This window comes from Enterococcus sp. AN402 (genome assembly GCF_040719405.1).
Taxonomy (GTDB): domain Bacteria; phylum Bacillota; class Bacilli; order Lactobacillales; family Enterococcaceae; genus Enterococcus; species Enterococcus faecalis.
This window is the reverse complement of sequence record NZ_JBFDTM010000004.1, coordinates 2,057,737-2,079,569: the sequence shown is the minus strand read 5'-3', so window position 1 is coordinate 2,079,569 and position 21,833 is coordinate 2,057,737. Positions and strand designations below refer to the sequence as shown.

The following is a 21,833-nucleotide window of genomic DNA, read 5'->3' as shown; positions in this document are numbered from 1 at the left end:
TGAAAAAATGAAAAAAACAATGGATGGAAACACCGCAGCGGCTTATATTTCATATGCGTTTACAGAAGTTGCCGCTATTTATCCTATCACACCAAGTTCAACAATGGCTGAGTTGGTAGATGAATGGGCGGAAAGTGGTTTAAAAAATATTTATGGTCAAAAAGTTCAAGTTATTGAAATGCAATCAGAAGCTGGGGCAGCGGGAGTAGTTCATGGTTCGTTAAAAACAGGTGCGTTAACCACTACTTATACTGCTTCACAAGGTTTACTGTTGATGATTCCCAATATGTATAAAATCGCAGGAGAATTGCTGCCTTCTGTGTTCCACGTAGCGGCTCGGGCAGTAACGACAAGTGCGTTGAGTATTTTTGGTGATCATGGCGATGTGATGGCTACCCGCCAAACAGGTTTTTGTATGTTAGCAGAATCGAGTGTCCAAGAAGTAATGGATTTGTCGGCAGTTGCTCATTTAGCTAGCTTAGAAGGTAGTTTACCTTTTGTAAACTTTTTTGATGGTTTTAGAACGAGCCATGAACTACAAAAAATCGAAGTGATTGATTATGATGACCTGAAAGAAATGGTGAATCAGGAAGCTGTAACTCGTTTTAGAATGGGAGGCATGAATCCTAATCATCCCACTGTTTCAGGGACCGCTCAAAATCCTGACATTCATTTTCAACAAAGAGAAACAGTCAATAAAAATTACGAAGAAATGCCAAAAATTGTTCAAAAATACATGAAAAAAATTAACAATCTTCGTGGAACAACGTATGATTTAACCGATTATTATGGGGTTGAAGATGCAACAGAAGTCATTATTTCAATGGGGTCGGCTTCACCAGTAATCAAACAAACAGTCGATTATCTCAATCAACAAGGACGCAAAGTTGGTTTTATCAATATTCATTTATATCGTCCATTTCCTACCGAAAATCTTCTTGAAAAATTACCAGCTACAGTAGAAAAGGTTGCTGTTCTAGATCGAACAAAAGAATCAGGAGCCGAAGGGGAACCGTTATTGCTAGATGTTCAAAGCGCTCTTTATCAACATGAAAATCGACCAATTGTGATTGGTGGACGTTATGGGTTAGGCTCTAAAGACGTAGCGCCTAATCAAATTAAAGCGATCTATGATCATTTGTTATTGCCATTTAAAGAATTAAAACAACGCTTTACGGTAGGGATCGTTGACGATGTAACCTATCAATCATTGCCAGAAGAACCTACTTTAGATTTAACGCCAGATACTACTTTCCAAGCAAAATTTTGGGGCTTTGGTTCTGACGGAACTGTGGGAGCAAACAAGCAAGCGATTAAAATTATCGGAGATCATACCGACCTTTATGCACAAGCTTACTTTAGTTATGATTCTAAAAAATCAGGCGGTTTAACCGTTTCGCATCTGCGTTTTGGTAAAGAGCCAATTACTTCCACGTATTTAATTGAACAAGCAGATTTCATCGCTTGTCATAATGCTTCCTATTTGCATAAATACGACCTGTTAAAAGGTTTAAAAGATGGCGGAACGTTTTTACTGAATACTATTTGGGATCAAGAAAAGGTTCATCGTTTATTACCGGCTAAGTTAAAAAAATATATTGGGGAGCACCAAATCAAATTTTACATTATCAATGCGGTTGAGTTAGCTCGCAAAGTAGGCTTAGGTCGTCGGATCAATACAGTGATGTCTACTGCCTTTTTTGAAGTAACAAATATTTTAACGAAAGAGCAATATTTACCGTTACTTAAAGAAGAAGTGAAAAAGACTTATGGAAAAAAATCAATGGAAATTGTTGAAAAAAATTACCAAGCGATTGATGCTACCTTTGAATCGCTGCAAGAAATTGTAGTCCCAGAAGATTGGGCCACCATTGTTTTAGAACCAGAAAATCAAGAGTCGGAAGCTCCAGCTTTTGTGACAAATATTTTAGAACCAATCAATCGTCAAGAAGGGGATCAGCTGACCGTTTCAGATTTGATTGAAAACGGAATGAAGGGCGGTGCCATTCCTATGGGCACTGCAGCTTATGAAAAACGTGGCATTGCGTTAGAAGTGCCTGAGTGGCAAATGGATAAGTGTACGATGTGTAATGAATGTGCCTTTGTTTGTCCACATGCGGCTATTCGACCGTTTTTAGCGGATGAAGAAGAACTGAAAGAAGCACCTGCAGGTTTTGCCATGCGCGAAATGCGTGGCACAGATGGGTTGATGTATCGTATCCAAGTTTCTTTAGAAGACTGTACAGGTTGTGGTCTTTGTGTTCAGGCATGTCCCGTGAAAGACAAGGCGATTTTAATGAAACCTTATGAAACTCAGAAAGAGCAAGCGATGAATTGGGCCTTTGCGATGACTCTTAAACAAAAAGCCAACCCAGTCAAAAAACTTTCTGTTAAAGGTTCCCAATTTAATCAGCCATTGATGGAATTTTCAGGTGCTTGTGAAGGCTGTGGCGAAACACCTTATATTAAGTTGTTGACACAATTATTTGGTGATCGAATGATGATTGCTAACGCAACAGGCTGTTCATCAATTTGGGGTGGTTCGTCACCAGTGACACCTTATACAACGAACGAATGTGGCCAAGGACCAGCTTGGAGTAATTCGCTGTTTGAAGATAATGCGGAATATGGTTATGGTATGTATATTGCCAATCGAACGAAACGTCAACATTTAGCTAGTCTGGTTGAAGAAAGTCTTGCTAAAAATGTCGGATCAGATTCACTTCAAGCCTTGTTAAATGATTGGTTGGAACACATGGCTGAAGGGGAAGGAACACAACAGCGAGCAACCAAACTAGCGGCGGCATTAAGTGAAGAAGCCGATGAAGATCCACTTTTAACAAAAATTTACGAACAAAAAGATTTACTAGTGAAAACGAGTCAATGGATTGTCGGCGGCGATGGTTGGGCCTATGATATCGGGTTTAGCGGCATTGATCATGTTCTTGCCAGTGGGGAAGATGTTAATATTTTTGTTATGGATAACGAAGTATATGCCAACACAGGTGGGCAAACATCTAAAGCTACACCAGCTTCAGCCATTGCCAAATTCTCAGCGGGTGGGAAACATACCTCTAAAAAAGATTTAGGGATGATGGCAATCACTTATGGGAATGTCTACGTTGCACAAGTAGCTTTAGGCGCAAACTCAATGCAAACGATTAAAGCAATTGACGAAGCGGAGCGGTACCCAGGCCCATCAATTATCATCGGTTATACCCCATGTATTAATCACGGGGTCAAAGGAGGAATGGTTCGGACGTTAGATCAAGCCAAAGAAGCCGTTGAATCTGGCTATTGGCCACTTTATCGCTATAATCCAGAGTTAGTTAAGAAAGGCAAAGATCCGATGGTCATTGACTACAAGAAAACAGATTTTGACAAAATGCGTGATTTTCTTGAAAAACAAACACGTTACTCTGCGTTGCATACAATTAAAGAGAATCAAGAAGTAGTCGAACATTTACTTGATAAAACTAAAGAAGATGCAATTGAACGCTCTGAAAGTTATAACAAACTAGCCACACATATGAAAAAATAAAAAACAAAGCCTCTTACTTGAGAGGCTTTGTTTTTTTATCCAATAATAATTTTTTCTGAAGGGTATTCGTAGCCTAAGTCACGTGTTTCTTTTGGTACAAAAATCATTAAGGTATAAAGCATACCAATACGTCCAATAAACATTAATAAGGCAATCATTAATTTACCTACTGTTGTTAAATCGTCTGTAATGCCCAAAGAAAGACCGGTTGTTCCAAAGGCAGAAGCGACTTCCACAATGATTGAAATCAAGGGCAGATTTTCAGTGGCTGACAAAAAGACGACAGCGAAAAAGCACATAATCAAAGATAACATGAAGACGACAATCGATTTTTTGACATCATCGTCATCTATTTTACGGCTAAAGACGCTAATATCATCTTCACTTTTTAAAAAGGCTAACAAATACAAGCCAATAATCGCAACAGTCGTTGTTCGAACACCACCACCAACAGAGCTAGGACTACAACCAATAAACATTAACACAGAGAAAATAATCAACGTTGTAATTTGGAAGTCCCCTAAATCATTAATTTGGAGGCCAGCGTTTCGTGTAGTCATCGAATAAAACATCGAACTTACCCAACGGCCACTTTCATTCATTGTCAAAAATAGGTGATCTTTTTCTAATAAGTAAATCAAAATAGTCCCACCAATAAACAGAACAATAAACGCTAGCAAAGCAATTTTACTAAACAATGAGAAGCGGAAAGGCAAGCCTCGTTTCTTCTTACGAAAGTTCTTTTTCTTAAAATGTAACCACTCATGAATTTCCAGTAAAACGGGAAATCCAATTCCGCCGATAAAAATTAAGAACATAATTGCCAGTAAAAAGAGATAATCATGAGCAAAAGGAATAATTGAATCACCTGAAATATCAAAGCCTGAATTAGTCACTGCAGAAATAGCTTGATAAAAGCCATAGAATATCGCATCTCGCCAGTTTGTATAATAACCACTTATATAAAAATAAAGCGAAAAGAGCGAGCCGAAGATTACTTGGAACCAAATTAAAATCAAAAAAGTGGTGCGGATCAGTCGAACAATTCCGCTCAGCCGCGGCTGATTCATGTCAGTCATAATTAACTGACGTTGCTTTAAGGTGATGCGCCGTTTTGATAAAATAAAAAAGACCGTTGAAATCATCATAATCCCTAAGCCACCAACTTGGAAAAGAACCTCCAATAAGACGATCCCACGATCATTAAAAACCGAATTAATATCGACTGTGGTGAGTCCAGTAACACTGACTGTACTGATTGCTAAGAAAAATAAATCAATAAAAGGAACATGCGAGTCAGGTTCTCTGAAAATAGGGAGGCAAAACAATAAATAAGAAATAACCGTCATTAATATGTAATAAGCGACGATGATTTGAATAGATGAAAAATTTTTGCGAATAAATCGATCGCTTTTTCGCTGTGCCAGCCACAGCAAACGTGTATGGTTCACTAGATAACCTCCCAATTCTAATTAAACTAAGTATACCAAAACTTTTCGCCTCAAACGAATAATTCTGCCAGAAAATCCTTGAAATGACAAATAAAAATAAGAAATTCGTTAGAAATAATTGGAAAACATCCACAAACAAGCGAGAACATGATATTTTATGAAAGAATAGAAAAATAAGTTGTTCCCCAAACAACTTATTGCTAATTGGTCAGTTTGTCTAACGATACAACTTTAAAAAGTAGTGGTAGCTTTTTTATTTCGGTTGATATGTGAATGTGTTCACTTTATGTAACAAACTGTTATTTTTATTCAAATGAAAAATAAGAAATTGTGTTGGTAGAAATCAATAGTTTATAAGGTGGGAAAACAATGAAAAAAGTGTTAATGGGAGTTCTTTCCCTAGGGTTATTATTAGGTGCAGCAACAGGTTGTACAAGCGATCAAGAAAAAGCTGCTGGTAAAACAAAAGCATCTTCTGAAAAAACAGAAGCAACATCTGGTGCCTCTGCTAATGGTTATACAGATCCAAGTGAACTAAAAGACAGTTATGATGTTGTTATTGTTGGTTCAGGTGGTGCGGGGATGACCGCTGCATTACAAGCCAAAGAAGCTGGCATGAATCCAGTTATTTTAGAAAAAATGCCTGTTGCAGGTGGGAATACAATTAAATCGTCTTCAGGAATGAATGCTTCACAAACAAAATTCCAAGAAAAAGAAGGCATTAAAGATAGCAACGATAAATTCTTTGAAGAAACACTAAAAGGCGGTAAAGGAACCAACGATCAAGAATTACTACGTTATTTTGTTGATCATTCAGCTGAAGCAATTGATTGGTTAGATACAAAAGGAATTACATTGAGCAATTTAACGATTACAGGTGGAATGAGCGAAAAACGCACACACCGTCCTGCTGACGGATCAGCAATTGGGGGCTATCTAGTTGACGGTTTAGTACGTAACGTTCGCGAAGAAAAAATTCCATTGTTTGTTGATGCTGACGTCACAGACTTAGTTGAAGAAAACGGTCAAATCGATGGCGTAAAAGTGAAAATGAAAGATGATAAAGAAAAAACAGTTAAAGCAAAAGCAGTCGTTGTCACAACAGGTGGTTTCGGTGCCAACGAAAAATTAATTACACAATACAAACCAGAATTGAAAAACTATGTTACAACGAACCAAGAAGGAACAACAGGTGACGGTATCCAAATGATTCAAAAAGTTGGCGGTGCGTTAGTAGATATGAAAGAAATTCAAATTCACCCAACTGTTCAACAAAGCGATGCTTTCTTAATTGGTGAAGCAGTTCGTGGAGAAGGCGCAATCTTGGCTTCTCAAAAAGGAGAACGTTTTGTTAATGAGTTAGATACACGTGACAAAGTTTCTGCAGCAATCAATGCCTTACCAGAAAAATCAGCTTATTTAGTCTTTGACCAAGGCGTTCGCGACCGTGCAAAAGCCATTGATTTCTATGATCAAAAAGGTTTCGTGGAAAAAGGTGAAACGATTGAAGAATTAGCTGAAAAAATTGGCATGCCTGCCGATACATTGAAAGCAACGATTGATACTTGGAACCAAGATGTTAATGCCAAAGATGACAAACAATTTGGCCGGACAACTGGCATGGAAGCTGACTTAAGCACAGCGCCTTACTACGCAATTAAAATTGCCCCAGGGATTCACCACACAATGGGTGGCGTGAAAATCAACACGAAAACAGAAGTTTTACGTGAAGATGGCACACCAATTAAAGGTCTATATGCTGCTGGTGAATTAACAGGTGGCTTACATGGTCAAAACCGTATCGGAGGCAATGCCATCGCCGATATTATCATTTATGGTCGTCAAGCAGGTACGCAATCAGCAGAATTTGCCTCTGCTCAAAAATAACTAGCATTAAAAAGTCTGAAATTGTAGTCAAATAACTACAATTTCGGGCTTTTTTATTGCATACTAGCAGGATCATTAGTTGGAGTATAAACAGCCCTGCTAAAATGACTTTGGCGTAGATTCTGTTTTTTTCAGAAAAATGCACGACCATTTTAGCTAAAAATACTGCTTTTTTGCTGAAAATATAGTAAAATACGTAAGGAACTAACGGAAAGGTGTAGTGAACATGGCTCAATTATTTTTCAAGTATGGCGCAATGAACAGTGGTAAAACCATTGAAATCTTAAAAGTAGCACACAATTACGAAGAACAAGACAAACCAGTTGTTTTGATGACCAGTGGACTAGATACACGTGATGGTGTCGGGAAAGTATCCAGTCGCATCGGATTACGCAGAGATGCTATTCCAATTTTTGAAGAAACCAATGTCTTTGACTTGATTAATGATTTGTCTTACAAACCTTTTTGCGTATTAGTCGATGAATGTCAATTTTTAAACAAGCATCATGTCATTGAATTTGCACGAATTGTTGACGAATTAGATATTCCAGTAATGGCATTTGGGCTAAAGAATGATTTTAGAAATGAATTATTTGAAGGCTCAAAGTATTTACTTTTATATGCAGACAAATTAGAAGAATTAAAAACGATTTGCTGGTTCTGTCATAAAAAAGCAACTATGAACTTGCACTATATTGATGGCAAACCCGTTTATGAAGGGGATCAAGTCCAAATTGGTGGGAATGAAGCCTACTATCCTGTTTGTCGCAAACATTATTTTCATCCAAAAACAGTGAATGAAGAACAGTAAGGAGAGACACTATGTACGATCAATTACAATCTATTGAAGATCGCTATGAGGAATTGGGCGAATTATTAAGTGACCCAGCAGTCATTAGTGATACAAAACGTTTCATGGAATTATCGAAGGAAGAAGCTAATACACGTGAGACGGTTGAGGTTTATCGCCGATATAAACAAGTTGTTGAAGGGATTAGCGATGCCGAAGAACTTTTAAGTGAAAACTTAGATGCGGAAATGGCCGAAATGGCGAAAGAAGAACTTTCTGATTTGAAAAAAGAAAAAGAAGTGTTAGAAGACCGCATTAAAATTTTATTATTACCAAAAGACCCAAATGATGATAAAAATATCATCATGGAAATCCGTGGTGCAGCCGGTGGCGATGAAGCCGCACTTTTTGCTGGCGACTTATTTAATATGTACCAAAAATATGCAGAAGCACAAGGGTGGAAAGCGGAAGTTTTAGAAGCGAACGTCACTGGAATCGGTGGATATAAAGAAGTAATTATGATGATTTCAGGAGATAACGTCTTTTCAAAATTAAAATACGAAAGTGGCGCTCACCGCGTGCAACGAGTTCCTTCAACAGAATCACAAGGACGGATTCATACATCGACAGCAACCGTTGTAGTTATGCCGGAAGCGGAAGAAGTCGAAATCGAATTAGCTGATAAAGATATCCGTGTCGATATTTATCATGCAAGTGGCGCTGGTGGACAGCACGTCAATAAAACCGCTTCGGCTGTTCGTTTAACCCATTTACCAACAGGAATCGTGGTCGCAATGCAAGATGAACGTTCACAGCTAAAAAACCGTGAAAAAGCAATGAAAGTTTTGCGTGCTCGTGTGTATGACCAAATTCAACAAGAAGCACAAAGTGAATATGATGCTAACCGTAAATCGGCGGTGGGGACCGGAGATCGTTCAGAACGAATCAGAACGTATAACTTCCCACAAAATCGAGTAACGGATCATCGTATTGGTTTAACCATCCAAAAACTCGACCAGATTCTTGCTGGTAAATTAGACGAAATCATTGATGCATTAGTCTTATATGATCAAACATCGAAATTAGAAGAGATGCAAAATGGCTAAACGTTACTTTGAAGTCCTTAACTGGGCTTCTTCTTTTTTAGAGGCGCAAGGCAAAGAAGGCTATGCTATTCACTATGTTTTTTTAGAACGTAAAGGTTGGGATAAAACGCAGTGGCTCCTGCATATGCAAGAAGAAATGCCCCAAGAAGAAGAGGAACAATTAAAAACGGATTTAGCCCAATTATTGACAGATTACCCAGCGCAATATTTGCTAGGACAAGCTGAATTTTATGGACATTCCTTTATTGTTAATGAACATACTTTGATTCCTAGGCCAGAAACAGAAGAATTAGTCGAGCGTTGCTTAAAAGCCAATCCAGATACTCCTTTGACGGTCGTGGATGTCGGAACAGGGACAGGTGCCATTGCGATTAGCTTGAAACTGGCACGGCCCAACTGGCGAGTTATTGCCATTGATCTTTCAGAGGAAGCGTTGACTGTCGCTAAACAAAACGCGCAAGCATTAGGTGCTGGCATCGAATTTTATCATGGGAATGGCTTACAGCCAGTTGCTTCTGAAAAAATTGATCTGCTTATTTCTAATCCGCCCTATATTAGTGAACAAGAATGGCATTTAATGGATGCAAGTGTCCGAACGTATGAACCTAAAACCGCTTTATTCGCTGAAAATAACGGTTTGGCTTTATACCAACAATTAATTCATGAAAGTCAAACGATGCTTAAAGCAGACGGTAAAATTTATTTTGAAATAGGGTTTCAACAAGGCGCGGCCCTCCAAGAATTATTGAACGCCGCCTATCCACAAAAAACAATTAAAATTGAAAAAGATTTATCTGGCAACGATCGCCTCGCGATAGCCGAGTAACTAAGGTTCTTCGTCGCCACTTTTCTAGAAGGAGCGATTTGCAATGGAAACAAAAAAATTAACCAAACAAGAAATAGCCCAAGCAGCAGCAGCCATTCAAGCAGGCGAGCTAGTGGCTTTTCCAACAGAAACTGTTTATGGCTTAGGTGCCGATGCCTTAAATGAAACGGCAGTAAAAAAAGTTTACCAAGTAAAAGGCCGCCCCAGTGATAATCCATTGATCGTTCATGTGAACAACGTTGAAATGGTCAAAAAATACGTAGCGACCTTACCAGAAGTCGCTACAAAATTGGTGTCTGCCTTTTGGCCGGGACCATTAACTTTAATTTTTAATGTGCCTAGCGATACATTTTCTAAAACAGTAACAGGTGGTTTAGAGACAGTCGCTTTTCGTATGCCAGATAACCAAGCGACCTTAGCTTTGATTGAACAAGCCAATGTTCCATTGGTCGGACCAAGTGCGAACACTTCTGGCAAGCCTAGTCCAACATCTGCAGAGCATGTTTATCATGATTTGCAGGGGAAAATTGCTGCCATATTAGATGATGGTCCAACTCAGATTGGGGTGGAGTCAACGGTCTTAGATTTAACGGCGGAAGATGGTGTGCCAGTTATTTTACGACCAGGAGCAATTACCAAAGAGCAGTTGGAAAGCATTATTCCTCAAGTGAAAATCGATACACACTTGATTAGTGAAACTGCAGCACCCAAAGCGCCAGGGATGAAATACAAACACTATTCTCCTGATGCGGAAGTTTGGATTATAAGCGGTCAAACAGCAGAATGGCAAGCGGCGATTCAGCAAGCAAAAGAGCAACAGGAAAAAATCGGCTTATTTTTAAGTGATGAACAGGCAGCACAACTAGATACAGAAAATGCGTTTGTTTATTCTTATGGTGCAGAAACGGTTGAAAATGCCACAAAAGAACTATTTGCAGGGTTAAGAGCGTTAGATGAGCAAGGAGCTACCACGATTTTTGCACAAGGATTTGCAGAAACTGGTTTAGGCACTGCTTACATGAATCGCTTGAAAAAATCAGCCAATCAAAAATTTTTTGAAAAATAAGAGGTATTTGTAACGAAGCTGACACAGAAGTATGATACAATCAGACAAAAGAAAACAAAATGGAGTGTTGTTTGAATGGATTACAAAACGTATGACCCAGATTTATGGAATGCAATTGCAAGAGAAGAAGAGCGCCAAGAAAATAACTTGGAACTAATCGCATCTGAGAATGTTGTGTCAAAAGCAGTTATGGCTGCCCAAGGAAGTATTTTAACGAATAAATACGCAGAAGGTTACCCTGGCAAACGGTACTATGGTGGTTGTGAATTTATCGATATCGTAGAAAATTTAGCTATTGATCGTGCCAAAGAATTATTTGGTGCAAAATTCGCGAATGTACAAGCCCATTCAGGTTCTCAAGCCAATACAGCGGCATACCTTTCATTGGTTGAACCAGGTGATACCATTTTGGGGATGGATTTATCAGCTGGTGGTCACTTAACACATGGTTCGCCCGTTAACTTTAGTGGAAAAACCTATAATTTTGTCAGTTATGGAGTGGATCCTTCAACAGAAGTAATCGATTACGATGTCGTGCGAATTTTAGCAAGAGAACATCGTCCAAAACTAATCGTTGCAGGCGCAAGTGCGTATTCACGAACGATTGACTTCAAACGTTTCCGTGAAATCGCTGATGAAGTAGATGCCAAGTTAATGGTTGATATGGCGCATATTGCAGGCTTGGTAGCTTCAGGGTTGCACCCAAATCCAGTTCCGTATGCTGATATCGTAACAAGTACGACCCATAAAACATTGCGTGGTCCTCGTGGCGGTTTAATTTTGACAAATAGCGAAGAATTGGCGAAAAAAGTAAATAGTAGTATTTTCCCAGGCATTCAAGGTGGCCCATTGGAACATGTGATTGCCGGAAAAGCCGCAGCTTTTAAAGAAGCTTTGGATCCAAGTTTTGCTGAATATAGTCAGCAAGTGATTGCAAATGCACAAGCGATGACGAAAGTTTTCAATCAAGCGCCAGAAGCTCGTTTAATTAGTGGGGCAACAGACAACCACTTATTACTGATTGAAGTGACAGGTTTTGGTTTAAATGGAAAAGAAGCAGAAGCTATTTTAGATAGTGTAAATATTACTGTTAATAAAAATTCAATTCCGTTTGAACAACTAAGTCCATTTAAAACAAGTGGTATCCGTATTGGAACGCCTGCGATTACTTCACGTGGTTTTAAAGAAGAAGATGCGGTAGAAGTTGCTAAATTAATCGTTCAAGTTTTAAAAGATCCAGAAAATACAGCAGTTCATGATGAAGTCAAAGCAGCTGTAGCAGCGCTAACTAAAAAATATCCATTATATAACTAACATCAGGGATAGCTGAAGCGCGATTCTCTGTACAAATAAGAGTCGGAGCTTAGGATTTAAGGAATTCAACTTGTGTCCTAGGCTCTTTTGTTTTACAATAAGAAAGAATAAAATAATGAAGGAGAATAGATATGGGAAAATTTCAAGTAATTGATCATCCGCTAATTCAACACAAACTAACAATGATTCGCGAAAAGAACTGTGGGACAAAGGTTTTCCGCGAAGTTGTCAACGAAATTGCTATGTTAATGGCTTATGAAGTATCACGGGATATGCCTTTAGAGGATGTTGTCATCGAAACACCGATGGGTAAATCAACACAAAAAACACTTTCAGGGAAAAAAGTAGCAATTATTCCTATTTTACGTGCCGGCATTGGCATGGTTGATGGGATTTTAGAATTAATTCCAGCAGCGAAAGTTGGACACGTTGGACTTTACCGTGATGAAGAAACATTGCAACCACATGAATACTTCGTGAAATTACCTGAAGACATTGCAAGTCGTCAATTATTTGTTGTTGACCCAATGCTAGCAACAGGTGGTTCCGCAATTATGGCCATCGATTCATTAAAAGAACGTGGTGCTAGCAACATTAAATTTGTATGTCTAGTGGCCGTTCCAGAAGGTGTGAAAGCTTTACAAGAAGCGCACCCAGATGTAGATATTTATACAGCAGCTTTAGATGAGCGCTTAAACGAAGACGGCTATATCGTTCCTGGTTTAGGGGATGCTGGTGACCGTTTATTCGGAACAAAATAATAACAAAAAACCGTTAGGTAACCGATTATGGTTACTAACGGTTTTCTTTTGCTTAAAGAACTTTTCTAGGTGTATAATAAAAAATAAAAAAACAAAGGAGGAGCTATGAAAAAGAATAAAAAAGTCTTACACGCTATCGCTGTGATTGCTAGTGTGATGTCAGTTTTGATGTATGTTTCGTATATTCCGCAAATTTATGGAAATTTACATGGGGAAAAAGGCAATCCGACGCAACCATTAGTGGCAATGATTAATTGTATTTTTTGGACGATTCATGGGTTATATGGAGACGATGGAGAAACACGAGATAAGTCCATTATTTTTGCTAATGTTCCTGGAATTATTTTTGGTTTTTTTGCGTTTATTACAGCATTATAGTTTCCGACGAATTGGAAAGTATTCCAATTCTGTACATAAAAAAGAGCGGGGGAAATTTCCCACGCTTGAAGAATTAAATCTTTTTCAATTGTTTGTAATTAATAACAATCACACCATTGCTGTGCACCATTAAGTGATTGTTTTTTTGCGTTTCGTCAATTTCGACGACAGCGGCATTTTTTAATTGTTTCGTAACAACGCCTGTTTGTGGCTGTCCGTGAACAAGAAAAGTAACATGGGTGTCAACGGCGAAATCCTTACCAGCATCCGATGGAACAACAGGAGTAACCATACCATTAAAATTTGACATACAAAAAACCATCCTTTCTTGATATCTCTATTATACCACATTTTCAGAAAAAAGTTTGTAAAGTCGCTATTTGGCTTATTTTAAAGAGATTTTGCATAAATAAATAACAAACAGACTTTACAAATAAAGTAGAAAGTCCTATAATAGATTTGTTTCAGGCCAGCTTAGCTCAGTTGGTAGAGCAACGCACTCGTAACGCGTAGGTCACAGGTTCGATCCCTGCAGCTGGCATCTAAAAAAACAGACAGGCACTACCAGATGGTAGTGCCTGTCTGTTTTTTTAGATAAAATTTTGGATTAGTGCAAATGAAGCAATGCCTACCAGTACAATAAGTAATAAGTTTTTAGAGAGTATTGCGGCTAAAATGGTAGGAAATGAAGCGAATAAATAAGGAAGATTGAGGCTTGGTAAATGCCCAATTCTTTGTTCAAATAAGCTACTAAACCATAAGGCGGACATAATCACAATGGGAACAAAACTTAGATATTCTAATAATTTCTGTGGCAGACTGATTTTTTTTAAAAGTAAAAATGGCAGTATTCTTGAAAGCCAGGTTGCAACGGTACAGCCTAAAATTGTTAAAAAGAGATACTCAGAAGAAGGCATGTTTTATCATCACTCCTATTCCACACCCGATTAACGTGACAACTAAGACAATTAAATTACTGGGAATAAAAATTAGACCAATAGACATCAAACCAAAAGTAATCAGGACCATGATGAGTTGTAAAGCGATTTTCATGGAACGATCACTAATTATCTGCAGATAGAGTAAACCAATGAACATAGCCACGACCGCAAACTCAAGACCTAATGCTTGAGGGTTTGCAATAAAGCGCCCTAGATAGGCACCGTTGATCGTCGAAAAAACCCAAGTCGCATAGGAAATCAAATTGGCAGCATTAAACCACTCAAAACTTAAACGTCCTTTGGTGTGGTTTAATTTATTCATTCCTAGTGCAAAACTTTCATCCGTCAGTAAGGTTCCCAACCAGAGATTTTTACCGAGAGATTCGGCTTTAAAGTAAGGCGCAATGGTCATTCCCATAAGAATCATACGCGCATTTACTAAGAAAGTCGCTAACACAATAGATAAGATAGGGCTGCCACCAGTCAACATACTAACTGTTACAAACTGAGCAGATCCTGCAAAAATAAAAAACGACATCGCACTAACAATAAGAGGGGAAAAACCTGCTGCTTGTCCTACGATACCAAAAGCAATGCCAATACCAATATAGCCAAAAACCGTTGGCAAGGCTTCACGAATGCCAGTGCGTGCATCTAATTGGTGGTTCATTTTCTTTTTTTCCTTCTTTCTGTATAAAATTTAAACACGTGTGTATGAAAATCTAGACCTTCGATAATAAGACACAACGAGCGAATGAGCGTTTTCATTATTAACCACTCCTTTTGAACAACTAAGATATATATTGTATAATACAATAAAGAATACTTTTGTTCAATATATTAAACTTTTGGATGATAAAAAGAAACAGAAGGAGCAACTATTTTGGAGATTAATACAATTATTGGCAATAATTTAAAAAAAATTAGACAAGAAAAAAAACTTACGTTAGATGAACTAGCTGGGATAACCGGAGTGAGTAAAGGGATGCTTTCGCAGATTGAAAAAGGAACCACCAATCCTACCATAAATACAATTTGGAAAATAAGTAATGGACTCAATGTTCCATATACGTATTTATTAGAAGATGACTATGTTAAAGAAAATCCCGTGGTAAAAAAAACTGAGACGGTAACACAACATTCTGAAGATCACTCCTATCGAGTCTTTAATTACTACTCAGACAACCAGGAAAGAAACTTTGAACTCTTTCAGTTTGAATTAGATCCAGGGAAAAAGTATCAAGCTGTTGGGCATTCAAAACGTTCGACAGAATATGTCATGGTTATTCAAGGAACATTAGCTATTGAAGTGGGCGGTCAGAGATATCTTCTTCCAAAAGACGCCGCTATGTATTTTGATGCTAATCAAGTACACACGTATATAAATGACGGAACAGAGAAAGTCCAAGCAGTCGTCATTAACTATTATACGTAACAGTGGAAAATAGACATTAGGAAATTGCTACATCTGTTATTTTATGGACAAAAAAAGTAAACAATGCTACCCTAAAAATAATAGAAAATGAAAGATAAAAGAAGAGGTCAAAATGAATAAAAAAATTGAAAGTCTTGGTAATACAGCATTAAGTCTACTAAGTAATACGATTATTGTTGTGCCTTATTTGCTTTACATTCAATTGAGTGATGGACACAACCTTTTAACAATTTTACCATTTGTCTTATTTTATACATTGCGTATGACAGGCATTTTTCTGGTTCGAGGAATTAATTTGTCTTTAACTAGTCTAGGTCTACTAAAGATTTCTCTATTGTTAGGCTTGGCAGGCTCCTTAATTGGGATTGCCGGCGCTTATTCTTTCCCGCTTTATAGTATTTCAGGAATGTTGTTAGGACTTAGTGGGGCGTTGTTGCCACCAAGTAATCAATCAATTCGCTTTTTCTTGAAAGAAGAAGGTCAAAAAATTAGTCACAGCAATCTTTTAACGACAGTCTTATTGACCGCTGTTTTATTTGGCGCTTTATTTTTTAAAGCGACTGAGATTGGACTGGCGTTATTGGTGTACGCGCTCTATTTTCTGGTTGCTTTAGTAGCAATCAAGAGCTATCCTGTTTCATTAAACGAGCTAGAAGAAGAATCAGCAGAAGTTTCACGAAAAGAATTAATTCTGTTTGTTATCTTTTTTGTGTTATTACTTTTATTAAGAAGTGGTCGCTTATTAACGAATGCGGTGGAATTTGATTACGCGATTGTTGGCGCCTGCTGTTTCTTTGTGGTGGCTGTCCTTTTCGTTAGTCATTATGGCAAACGCGGCGCGTATAAAGTATCATTAGAAATGAATCTTGCGACCTTGATTAACGGGATTGTGGGGAACTATTTATTTTTATTTGGTTCCATTTATGTTGCAGGGGTTTACGGCAGAGCTCATATGGGCATCTATCTCTATTTACCTTATGTTTTAGGGATGATTTTTGCAATGATTGCAGCTAGTAAAACGAAACAATGGTCAAACAACATACCAATGATTGGTCTGGCGGGAAGTTTGGGAATATTACTTCTTACTTCGTGGACTATTTTAGGCCTGTTTCTCTTGAGTTTTTTCAAAAGCACATTGAACAGCTTTTTAGCTAGGCGATATTATCAAGAGACAGATTTGCCAAAAGATAGCCGCATCCTTATCAAATACACAACACAAACAAAAGGGAGTTTATTCCATCAATTTATTTTGATGGCGCTTATGTTAGTCACTGTAGTAGGCAAAGGTGGCACGACACAATTTTTATTAGAATTGACTGGCGGCAAAGGCATTTCAATGCAAACAAGTCAATTTTTAACTTTCATTAAAAATAGTAACTCGCTCTTAGTGTTATTGTTTATTGCAGTTTATTTCGTGGTCGTTTTTCGTCAAAAGAAACGATAATTTACAAATATTCATAAAAAAATACTTGGAAAAACAGTGATTGTGGCTGATTTTCCAAGTATTTTTTTATGAAAAGCTGTTTTTTTTTTTCGAAGATTCAAAAAAAATTAATCAATTGTTTCATTTTTAACAAGCTATTATTAGGTTATATGAATTTTATTGAAAGGGGATTAGTATGAAGAAAAAAACTTTTTCTTTTGTGATGTTGAGTATACTTCTCGCACAAAATTTCGGGTTTGCCGTAAATGCCTATGCTGTAACAACGACAGAAGCACAAACAGAGACCACTGATACAGCAAAAAAAGAGGCAGAGTTATCGAACTCAACACCATCTTTACCTTTAGCAACAACGAATACTTCAGAAATGAATCAACCAACTGCAACAACTGAATCGCAAACCACAGAGGCGAGCACAACAGCTTCCAGTGATGCTGCTACACCATCTGAACAACAAACAACGGAGGACAAGGACACCTCACTTAATGAAAAAGCCCTACCAGATGTTCAAGCGCCAATTACAGATGAACTACTTGACAGTATGAGTCTTGCGCCGATTGGTGGAACAGAATACAGCCAAACAGAAGTTCACCGCGAATTAAATACAACACCGGTAACCGCTACGTTCCAATTTGCTGTTGGAAACACAGGTTATGCACCTGGATCAGTTTATACAGTTCAATTACCAGAACATTTAGGTTATTCAACTGTTAGCGGAGATGTGACGGGCATTGGCGCAACTTGGGCAGTCGATGCGGCAACCAAAACATTAAGTATTACGTTTAATCAACGAGTTTCAGATACTTCCTTTAAAGTAGAACTAAAAAGTTATCTAACAACAGAGGCGGAACCATTAATCAAAATTGAAACTCCAGGAAAAAATAAAAAAACCTACTCGTTTGATTTATATGAACAAGTGGAACCAATTCAATATAACGAACGAACCAGAACGACAGGGTTAGATGGCGAAATTTTTTATAATTTAGACCGGACGTTAACTGGCAATCAAACATTAGAATTATTAACAACAGAGACGCCAGGCGCTGTCTTTGGAAAACAAGATAACTTGGAACCTCAAGTTTTCAGTTACGATGTCGACATTAATGGTCAAATTTTACCAGAAACGCAAACCCTGTTAACACCTGGCAAAGATTATACATTAAGCGATAATTCACTAGGGCGGATTGCTGTAACTGTTCCAAACATGAATCAACAAAAAGCCTATTCTTTATCGATTAATCGAACAATTTATTTAGAGAGTGTTTCGGACTACAGTTATTCATTTGATCAGCAATATCCAACAACCAAGTTAGGTTCTCTTTCGTTAAAAAATACGACAGGAACGAATAAAACAACCGATTTTACTGCTAAGACGAGTCAAACAAGTAAAGTAATTGCTGACCGTGAAATGCGTAGTATATCCTATATCAGTTTTCGAAGCAAAGGGAAATATTATGTAACAATTTATGGCACGTTAACAGAAACAAAAATGGGTCAACAAATCGTATTAGAAAGTACAAACGGTCAAGAAATTAAGAATCCTAAATTTATGGCGTATGGTCCTTTATATGAATATGTAAAATTGGAAGACTATTTTGATATTAAAACTGAAGGGGGCAAGCTTATCTTAACGGCCACAAAAGATAGCTATTTAAGAATAAATATTTCTGATTTAACAATGGATTTTGACAAGAAGGACATTAATCTATCATTAAGTACCCCTGTAATTGGTCCCAATAAAGCCATTCAATTAGTATCCGATCAATATATTGAACCAATCGCTATGTTAAATCCTACGAATGCGGAAGCGACATGGGGAAATTATGATCGAAACGGTGCTTATATGAGTGATACCGAAATAGCTGTAGCAGGTAGTAAGGCCAACCCCATTGAAAATTTAGAGATTAAAATAAAGCATCCGCAATATCTATCTGTTAGAGCCACAAAAGATATTTATTTTTCATATTATGTTTTAGGGAAAGATTATACAGTCACACCAACCTCAGATGGTTCGATCATTAAGTTCACTACGCCAATTACAAATGAACTTGAAATTCCAATTGGCTTTAATTACGTGCCAGATAGTTTACCAAAAGATAAAAGTATTCCTTTTGATAAAATTCCTGTGACAATGAGTGCTGATGGCATTTCCCCTATAGAAACAGAAGTAAATACCAATCGACACATTGGTTCTGAACGAACACTTCAAAGTAGTAAAAATCAATTCCTTGTCAATGCACGAAATGATTCTTTTGACTCACTAAGCGTCCGCACAAAAATTCCAGCTGGCGCCGATGTTCTTTTTGACATTTATGATGTTTCAAACGATCAGGTAGATTCAATTTATCCACAATACTGGGATCGTGGCTATTATTTTGATAAACCAATGACACCAAACAGTCCTGGATACCCAACGATTACTTTTGACGAAAATACCAATAGTTACACGTTTGATTTTGGAAAAACCAACAAACGTTACATTATTGAGTATAAAAACGCCAATGGCTGGATCGACGTGCCAACTCTTTATATAACAGGGACAGCTAAAGAACCACAATCGAATAATAATGAAAGGTCTGCTTCGGTTTCTGTTCAAAATGAAGCGTTAGACATTTTGAGTGCAACACAAGCGGCGAATCCAACATTAAAAAATGTAACAAAAACAACAGTAACAACAAAAAATATTGATAATAAAACACATCGTGTGAAAAATCCAACGATTGAATTAACACCAAAAGGCACAACCAATGCACAAATCGATTTGAATTCTATTACCGTGAAAGGTGTGCCAGAAGATGCTTATTCATTAGAGAAGACTACAAACGGTGCGAAAGTCATTTTTAAAGACTATACATTGACAGAAAACATTACGATTGAATACAATACTGTCTCTGCAAACGCTGGCCAAATCTATACAGAAACAACAATCGACTCTGAAACATTGGACCAGATGTCTGCTAACAAGAAAAAAGTCACCACTGCACCAATCACATTGAAATTCTCAGAAGGCGATGCGGAAGGTATTGTTTATTTAGCAACTGCCACATTCTATACGCATAACATAGAGGATGAAAACCAAGCAATTGCGAAGGTTTCTTTTGAACTAATTGATAATGTCACGCATACAGCAACCGAATTTACAACAGATGAAAAAGGTCAATACTTCTTTGATGCCATCATGACAGGTGATTATACTTTGCGAGTAACGAATGTACCGCAGGAATATTCCGTGGATGAAGAGTATTTGACAGGAAAAGCCATTAAGCTGGTCAAAGGAGACAATCAACTAAAAATTCCATTAACGAAAACAATTGATCACAGTCGTTTACAAGTCAAAGATTCAACGATTTATGTCGGCGATTCATGGAAACCAGAAGAGAACTTTGTTTCAGCAACAGATAAAACAGGTCAAGATGTCCCATTCGAAAAAATCACTGTTTCAGGTCAAGTTGGTAACACCAAAGCAGGCGTTTATCCAATTATTTACAGTTACGAAGGTAAAGAAGAAACAGCCCATGTGACCGTCAAACCCGACCAATCTAAGTTAGAGGTTAAAGATTCAACGATTTATGTTGGTGATTCGTGGAAACCAGAAGATAATTTCGTTTCAGCAACAGACAAAACAGGTCAAGATGTCCCGTTTGAAAAAATTGACGTTCAGGGAACAGTGAATGTTGATAAAATAGGCGATTATGAAATTGTCTATAAAAATGGCACAAAAGAAGCGAAAGCAATCGTTCATGTCCGTGATGACAGTCAGTTAGAGGTCAAAGATACAACAATTTATGTGGGTGATAAATGGGAAGCAGAAGATAACTTCGTTTCCGCGACAGACAAAACAGGTCAAGACGTTCCTTTTGAAAAAATTGATGTTCAGGGAACAGTGAATGTTGATAAAATAGGCGATTATGAAATTGTCTATAAAAATGGCACAAAAGAAGCGAAAGCAATCGTTCATGTCCGTGATGATAGTCGTTTACAAGTCAAGGATACAACGATTTATGTGGGAGATTCATGGGAAGCAGAAGAGAACTTTGTTTCAGCGACAGATAAAACAGGCCAAGATGTCCCATTCGAAAAAATCACTGTTTCAGGTCAAGTTGATAACACCAAAGCAGGCGTTTATCAAATCGTTTACAGTTACGAAGGTAAAGAAGAAACAGCCCATGTGGCCGTCAAACCCGACCAATCTAAGTTAGAGGTTAAAGATACAACGATTTATGTTGGTGATTCGTGGAAACCAGAAGATAATTTCGTTTCAGCGACAGATCGTGATGGTCATGCTATATCCTTTGATAAGGTTCAAGTAAAAGGGGAAGTTGATACAAAGAAAACAGGAGAGTACCAGATTTCCTATACCACTGAGCCAGTTAATGAAACCAAACCAGCTGTGCAGTCACGACTTTTCTCAATGTTTTCAAACGAAACACCTCGTCAATTAACGACAGTAGCAACTGTTCATGTGATTGATCGTAATCCTACACCGCTACCAGATAAAAATGAGAACAACCAGACTAGTTCTTCAACGAATCAAACCACGATAAAAAGTAGTCAGTATGTCACACACATTGTGAAACCTGACAAGCAAGGACGTTATCCCAAAACGGGAGAACAAACTAATGGTCTATATCGTGTGCTAGGACTTGTTGTATTACTTATTGTGATTATTAGTGGTATAGTCATCAAGAAGAAACGAAAATAATTAAATGAGCGTGGGGCAAAAGTTTAAAGTAACTTTTGTTCCACGCTTAAAAGATGAATAAGTGCATGAATGAGGGTAGCTGTTTCCTTGGAAAATAGGAAGTTTTACAAGTGACTTTTATTTTAAGAACACCTATTAGCAGGTTTTTCTGTTAAGATAGTTATTTTTATGAAATAGTTTGGAGGAATAATAAA

Annotated in this window: 16 protein-coding genes and 1 tRNA gene; 13 read left to right on the top strand and 4 right to left on the bottom strand. The window is 37.7% G+C overall.

All coding sequences use genetic code 11. From position 1 onward, the window contains the following. Window positions 1–7: 7 nt before the first annotated feature. A complete protein-coding gene (gene nifJ / locus AB1I62_RS11455) occupies window positions 8–3,541 on the top strand; it encodes a pyruvate:ferredoxin (flavodoxin) oxidoreductase (RefSeq protein WP_002389106.1) in 3,534 nt (1,177 codons plus the stop codon). 35 nt (window positions 3,542–3,576) lie between these two features. Here the strand turns inward: nifJ and AB1I62_RS11450 are convergent, their stop codons facing one another. Then, window positions 3,577–4,992, bottom strand: a complete 1,416-nt coding sequence (locus AB1I62_RS11450; RefSeq protein ID WP_002385738.1) for a Ktr system potassium uptake protein D — start codon at window positions 4,990–4,992, stop codon at window positions 3,577–3,579. A gap of 369 nt (window positions 4,993–5,361) precedes the next feature. Here AB1I62_RS11450 and AB1I62_RS11445 point away from each other — a divergent pair, with 369 nt between their 5' ends. The 8 genes from AB1I62_RS11445 (at window position 5,362) to AB1I62_RS11410 (ending at window position 13,120) form a co-directional block, all read left to right on the top strand. Continuing rightward, a complete protein-coding gene (locus AB1I62_RS11445; RefSeq protein ID WP_002356617.1) occupies window positions 5,362–6,879 on the top strand; it encodes a flavocytochrome c in 1,518 nt (505 codons plus the stop codon). Window positions 6,880–7,105: 226 nt separating this feature from the next. Next, a complete protein-coding gene (locus AB1I62_RS11440; protein ID WP_002356618.1) occupies window positions 7,106–7,690 on the top strand; it encodes a thymidine kinase in 585 nt (194 codons plus the stop codon). An 11-nt stretch (window positions 7,691–7,701) separates the two neighbouring features. After that, a complete protein-coding gene (gene prfA, locus AB1I62_RS11435; RefSeq protein ID WP_002356619.1) occupies window positions 7,702–8,775 on the top strand; it encodes a peptide chain release factor 1 in 1,074 nt (357 codons plus the stop codon). Further along, window positions 8,768–9,601 (top strand): peptide chain release factor N(5)-glutamine methyltransferase, encoded by an 834-nt coding sequence (gene prmC / locus AB1I62_RS11430; protein WP_202250968.1) that lies wholly within the window; start codon window positions 8,768–8,770, stop codon window positions 9,599–9,601. The genes prfA and prmC overlap by 8 nt, the downstream gene beginning before the upstream one ends. A 43-nt stretch (window positions 9,602–9,644) precedes the next feature. After that, window positions 9,645–10,667, top strand: a complete 1,023-nt coding sequence (locus tag AB1I62_RS11425; protein ID WP_010712708.1) for an L-threonylcarbamoyladenylate synthase — start codon at window positions 9,645–9,647, stop codon at window positions 10,665–10,667. Window positions 10,668–10,742: 75 nt separating this feature from the next. Then, window positions 10,743–11,981, top strand: coding sequence for a serine hydroxymethyltransferase (glyA, locus tag AB1I62_RS11420; protein ID WP_002356623.1), 1,239 nt, complete (start codon window positions 10,743–10,745; stop codon window positions 11,979–11,981). Window positions 11,982–12,112: 131 nt separating this feature from the next. Next, window positions 12,113–12,742 carry a uracil phosphoribosyltransferase gene (upp, locus tag AB1I62_RS11415; protein WP_002356624.1) on the top strand — a complete coding sequence of 210 codons (630 nt, stop codon included), beginning with the start codon at window positions 12,113–12,115 and terminating at the stop codon, window positions 12,740–12,742. 105 nt (window positions 12,743–12,847) lie between these two features. After that, window positions 12,848–13,120 carry a membrane protein gene (locus tag AB1I62_RS11410; RefSeq protein WP_002356625.1) on the top strand — a complete coding sequence of 91 codons (273 nt, stop codon included), beginning with the start codon at window positions 12,848–12,850 and terminating at the stop codon, window positions 13,118–13,120. 73 nt (window positions 13,121–13,193) lie between these two features. Here the strand turns inward: AB1I62_RS11410 and AB1I62_RS11405 are convergent, their stop codons facing one another. After that, window positions 13,194–13,430 carry a hypothetical protein gene (locus tag AB1I62_RS11405; protein WP_002381528.1) on the bottom strand — a complete coding sequence of 79 codons (237 nt, stop codon included), beginning with the start codon at window positions 13,428–13,430 and terminating at the stop codon, window positions 13,194–13,196. A 158-nt stretch (window positions 13,431–13,588) separates the two neighbouring features. Here AB1I62_RS11405 and AB1I62_RS11400 point away from each other — a divergent pair. After that, a tRNA-Thr gene (locus tag AB1I62_RS11400) sits at window positions 13,589–13,661 on the top strand. A 49-nt stretch (window positions 13,662–13,710) separates the two neighbouring features. Here AB1I62_RS11400 and AB1I62_RS11395 read toward each other — a convergent pair. Further along, window positions 13,711–14,037 carry an AzlD domain-containing protein gene (locus tag AB1I62_RS11395; protein WP_002356627.1) on the bottom strand — a complete coding sequence of 109 codons (327 nt, stop codon included), beginning with the start codon at window positions 14,035–14,037 and terminating at the stop codon, window positions 13,711–13,713. Beyond that, the gene (locus tag AB1I62_RS11390; protein ID WP_141417362.1) at window positions 14,024–14,731 is read right to left on the bottom strand and encodes an AzlC family ABC transporter permease; all 708 of its coding nucleotides are present in this window, start codon (window positions 14,729–14,731) and stop codon (window positions 14,024–14,026) included. Before AB1I62_RS11390 ends, AB1I62_RS11395 begins: the two co-directional genes overlap by 14 nt. A gap of 213 nt (window positions 14,732–14,944) precedes the next feature. Here AB1I62_RS11390 and AB1I62_RS11385 point away from each other — a divergent pair, with 213 nt between their 5' ends. The 3 genes from AB1I62_RS11385 to AB1I62_RS11375 all read left to right on the top strand — a co-directional run bounded on the left by AB1I62_RS11385 (window position 14,945) and on the right by AB1I62_RS11375 (window position 21,639). Further along, on the top strand, window positions 14,945–15,496 hold the full coding sequence (locus AB1I62_RS11385) for an XRE family transcriptional regulator (RefSeq protein ID WP_002376638.1): 552 nt from the start codon (window positions 14,945–14,947) through the stop codon (window positions 15,494–15,496). 112 nt (window positions 15,497–15,608) lie between these two features. After that, on the top strand, window positions 15,609–16,940 hold the full coding sequence (locus AB1I62_RS11380) for a hypothetical protein (protein WP_002379697.1): 1,332 nt from the start codon (window positions 15,609–15,611) through the stop codon (window positions 16,938–16,940). A 175-nt stretch (window positions 16,941–17,115) separates the two neighbouring features. Further along, the gene (locus tag AB1I62_RS11375) at window positions 17,116–21,639 is read left to right on the top strand and encodes a bacterial Ig-like domain-containing protein (protein WP_202250967.1); all 4,524 of its coding nucleotides are present in this window, start codon (window positions 17,116–17,118) and stop codon (window positions 21,637–21,639) included. Window positions 21,640–21,833 lie beyond the last annotated feature (194 nt).

Excerpts from the sequence above, each read along its gene's own strand:
- nifJ (WP_002389106.1), top strand. The coding sequence starts at position 8 with ATGAAAAAAACAATGGATGGAAACACCGCAGCGGCTTATATTTCATAT.
- AB1I62_RS11445 (WP_002356617.1), top strand. The coding sequence starts at position 5,362 with ATGAAAAAAGTGTTAATGGGAGTTCTTTCCCTAGGGTTATTATTAGGT.
- AB1I62_RS11440 (WP_002356618.1), top strand. The coding sequence starts at position 7,106 with ATGGCTCAATTATTTTTCAAGTATGGCGCAATGAACAGTGGTAAAACC.
- prfA (WP_002356619.1), top strand. The coding sequence starts at position 7,702 with ATGTACGATCAATTACAATCTATTGAAGATCGCTATGAGGAATTGGGC.
- prmC (WP_202250968.1), top strand. The coding sequence starts at position 8,768 with ATGGCTAAACGTTACTTTGAAGTCCTTAACTGGGCTTCTTCTTTTTTA.
- AB1I62_RS11425 (WP_010712708.1), top strand. The coding sequence starts at position 9,645 with ATGGAAACAAAAAAATTAACCAAACAAGAAATAGCCCAAGCAGCAGCA.
- glyA (WP_002356623.1), top strand. The coding sequence starts at position 10,743 with ATGGATTACAAAACGTATGACCCAGATTTATGGAATGCAATTGCAAGA.
- upp (WP_002356624.1), top strand. The coding sequence starts at position 12,113 with ATGGGAAAATTTCAAGTAATTGATCATCCGCTAATTCAACACAAACTA.
- AB1I62_RS11410 (WP_002356625.1), top strand. The coding sequence starts at position 12,848 with ATGAAAAAGAATAAAAAAGTCTTACACGCTATCGCTGTGATTGCTAGT.
- AB1I62_RS11405 (WP_002381528.1), bottom strand. The coding sequence starts at position 13,430 with ATGTCAAATTTTAATGGTATGGTTACTCCTGTTGTTCCATCGGATGCT.
- AB1I62_RS11395 (WP_002356627.1), bottom strand. The coding sequence starts at position 14,037 with ATGCCTTCTTCTGAGTATCTCTTTTTAACAATTTTAGGCTGTACCGTT.
- AB1I62_RS11390 (WP_141417362.1), bottom strand. The coding sequence starts at position 14,731 with ATGAACCACCAATTAGATGCACGCACTGGCATTCGTGAAGCCTTGCCA.
- AB1I62_RS11380 (WP_002379697.1), top strand. The coding sequence starts at position 15,609 with ATGAATAAAAAAATTGAAAGTCTTGGTAATACAGCATTAAGTCTACTA.
- AB1I62_RS11375 (WP_202250967.1), top strand. The coding sequence starts at position 17,116 with ATGAAGAAAAAAACTTTTTCTTTTGTGATGTTGAGTATACTTCTCGCA.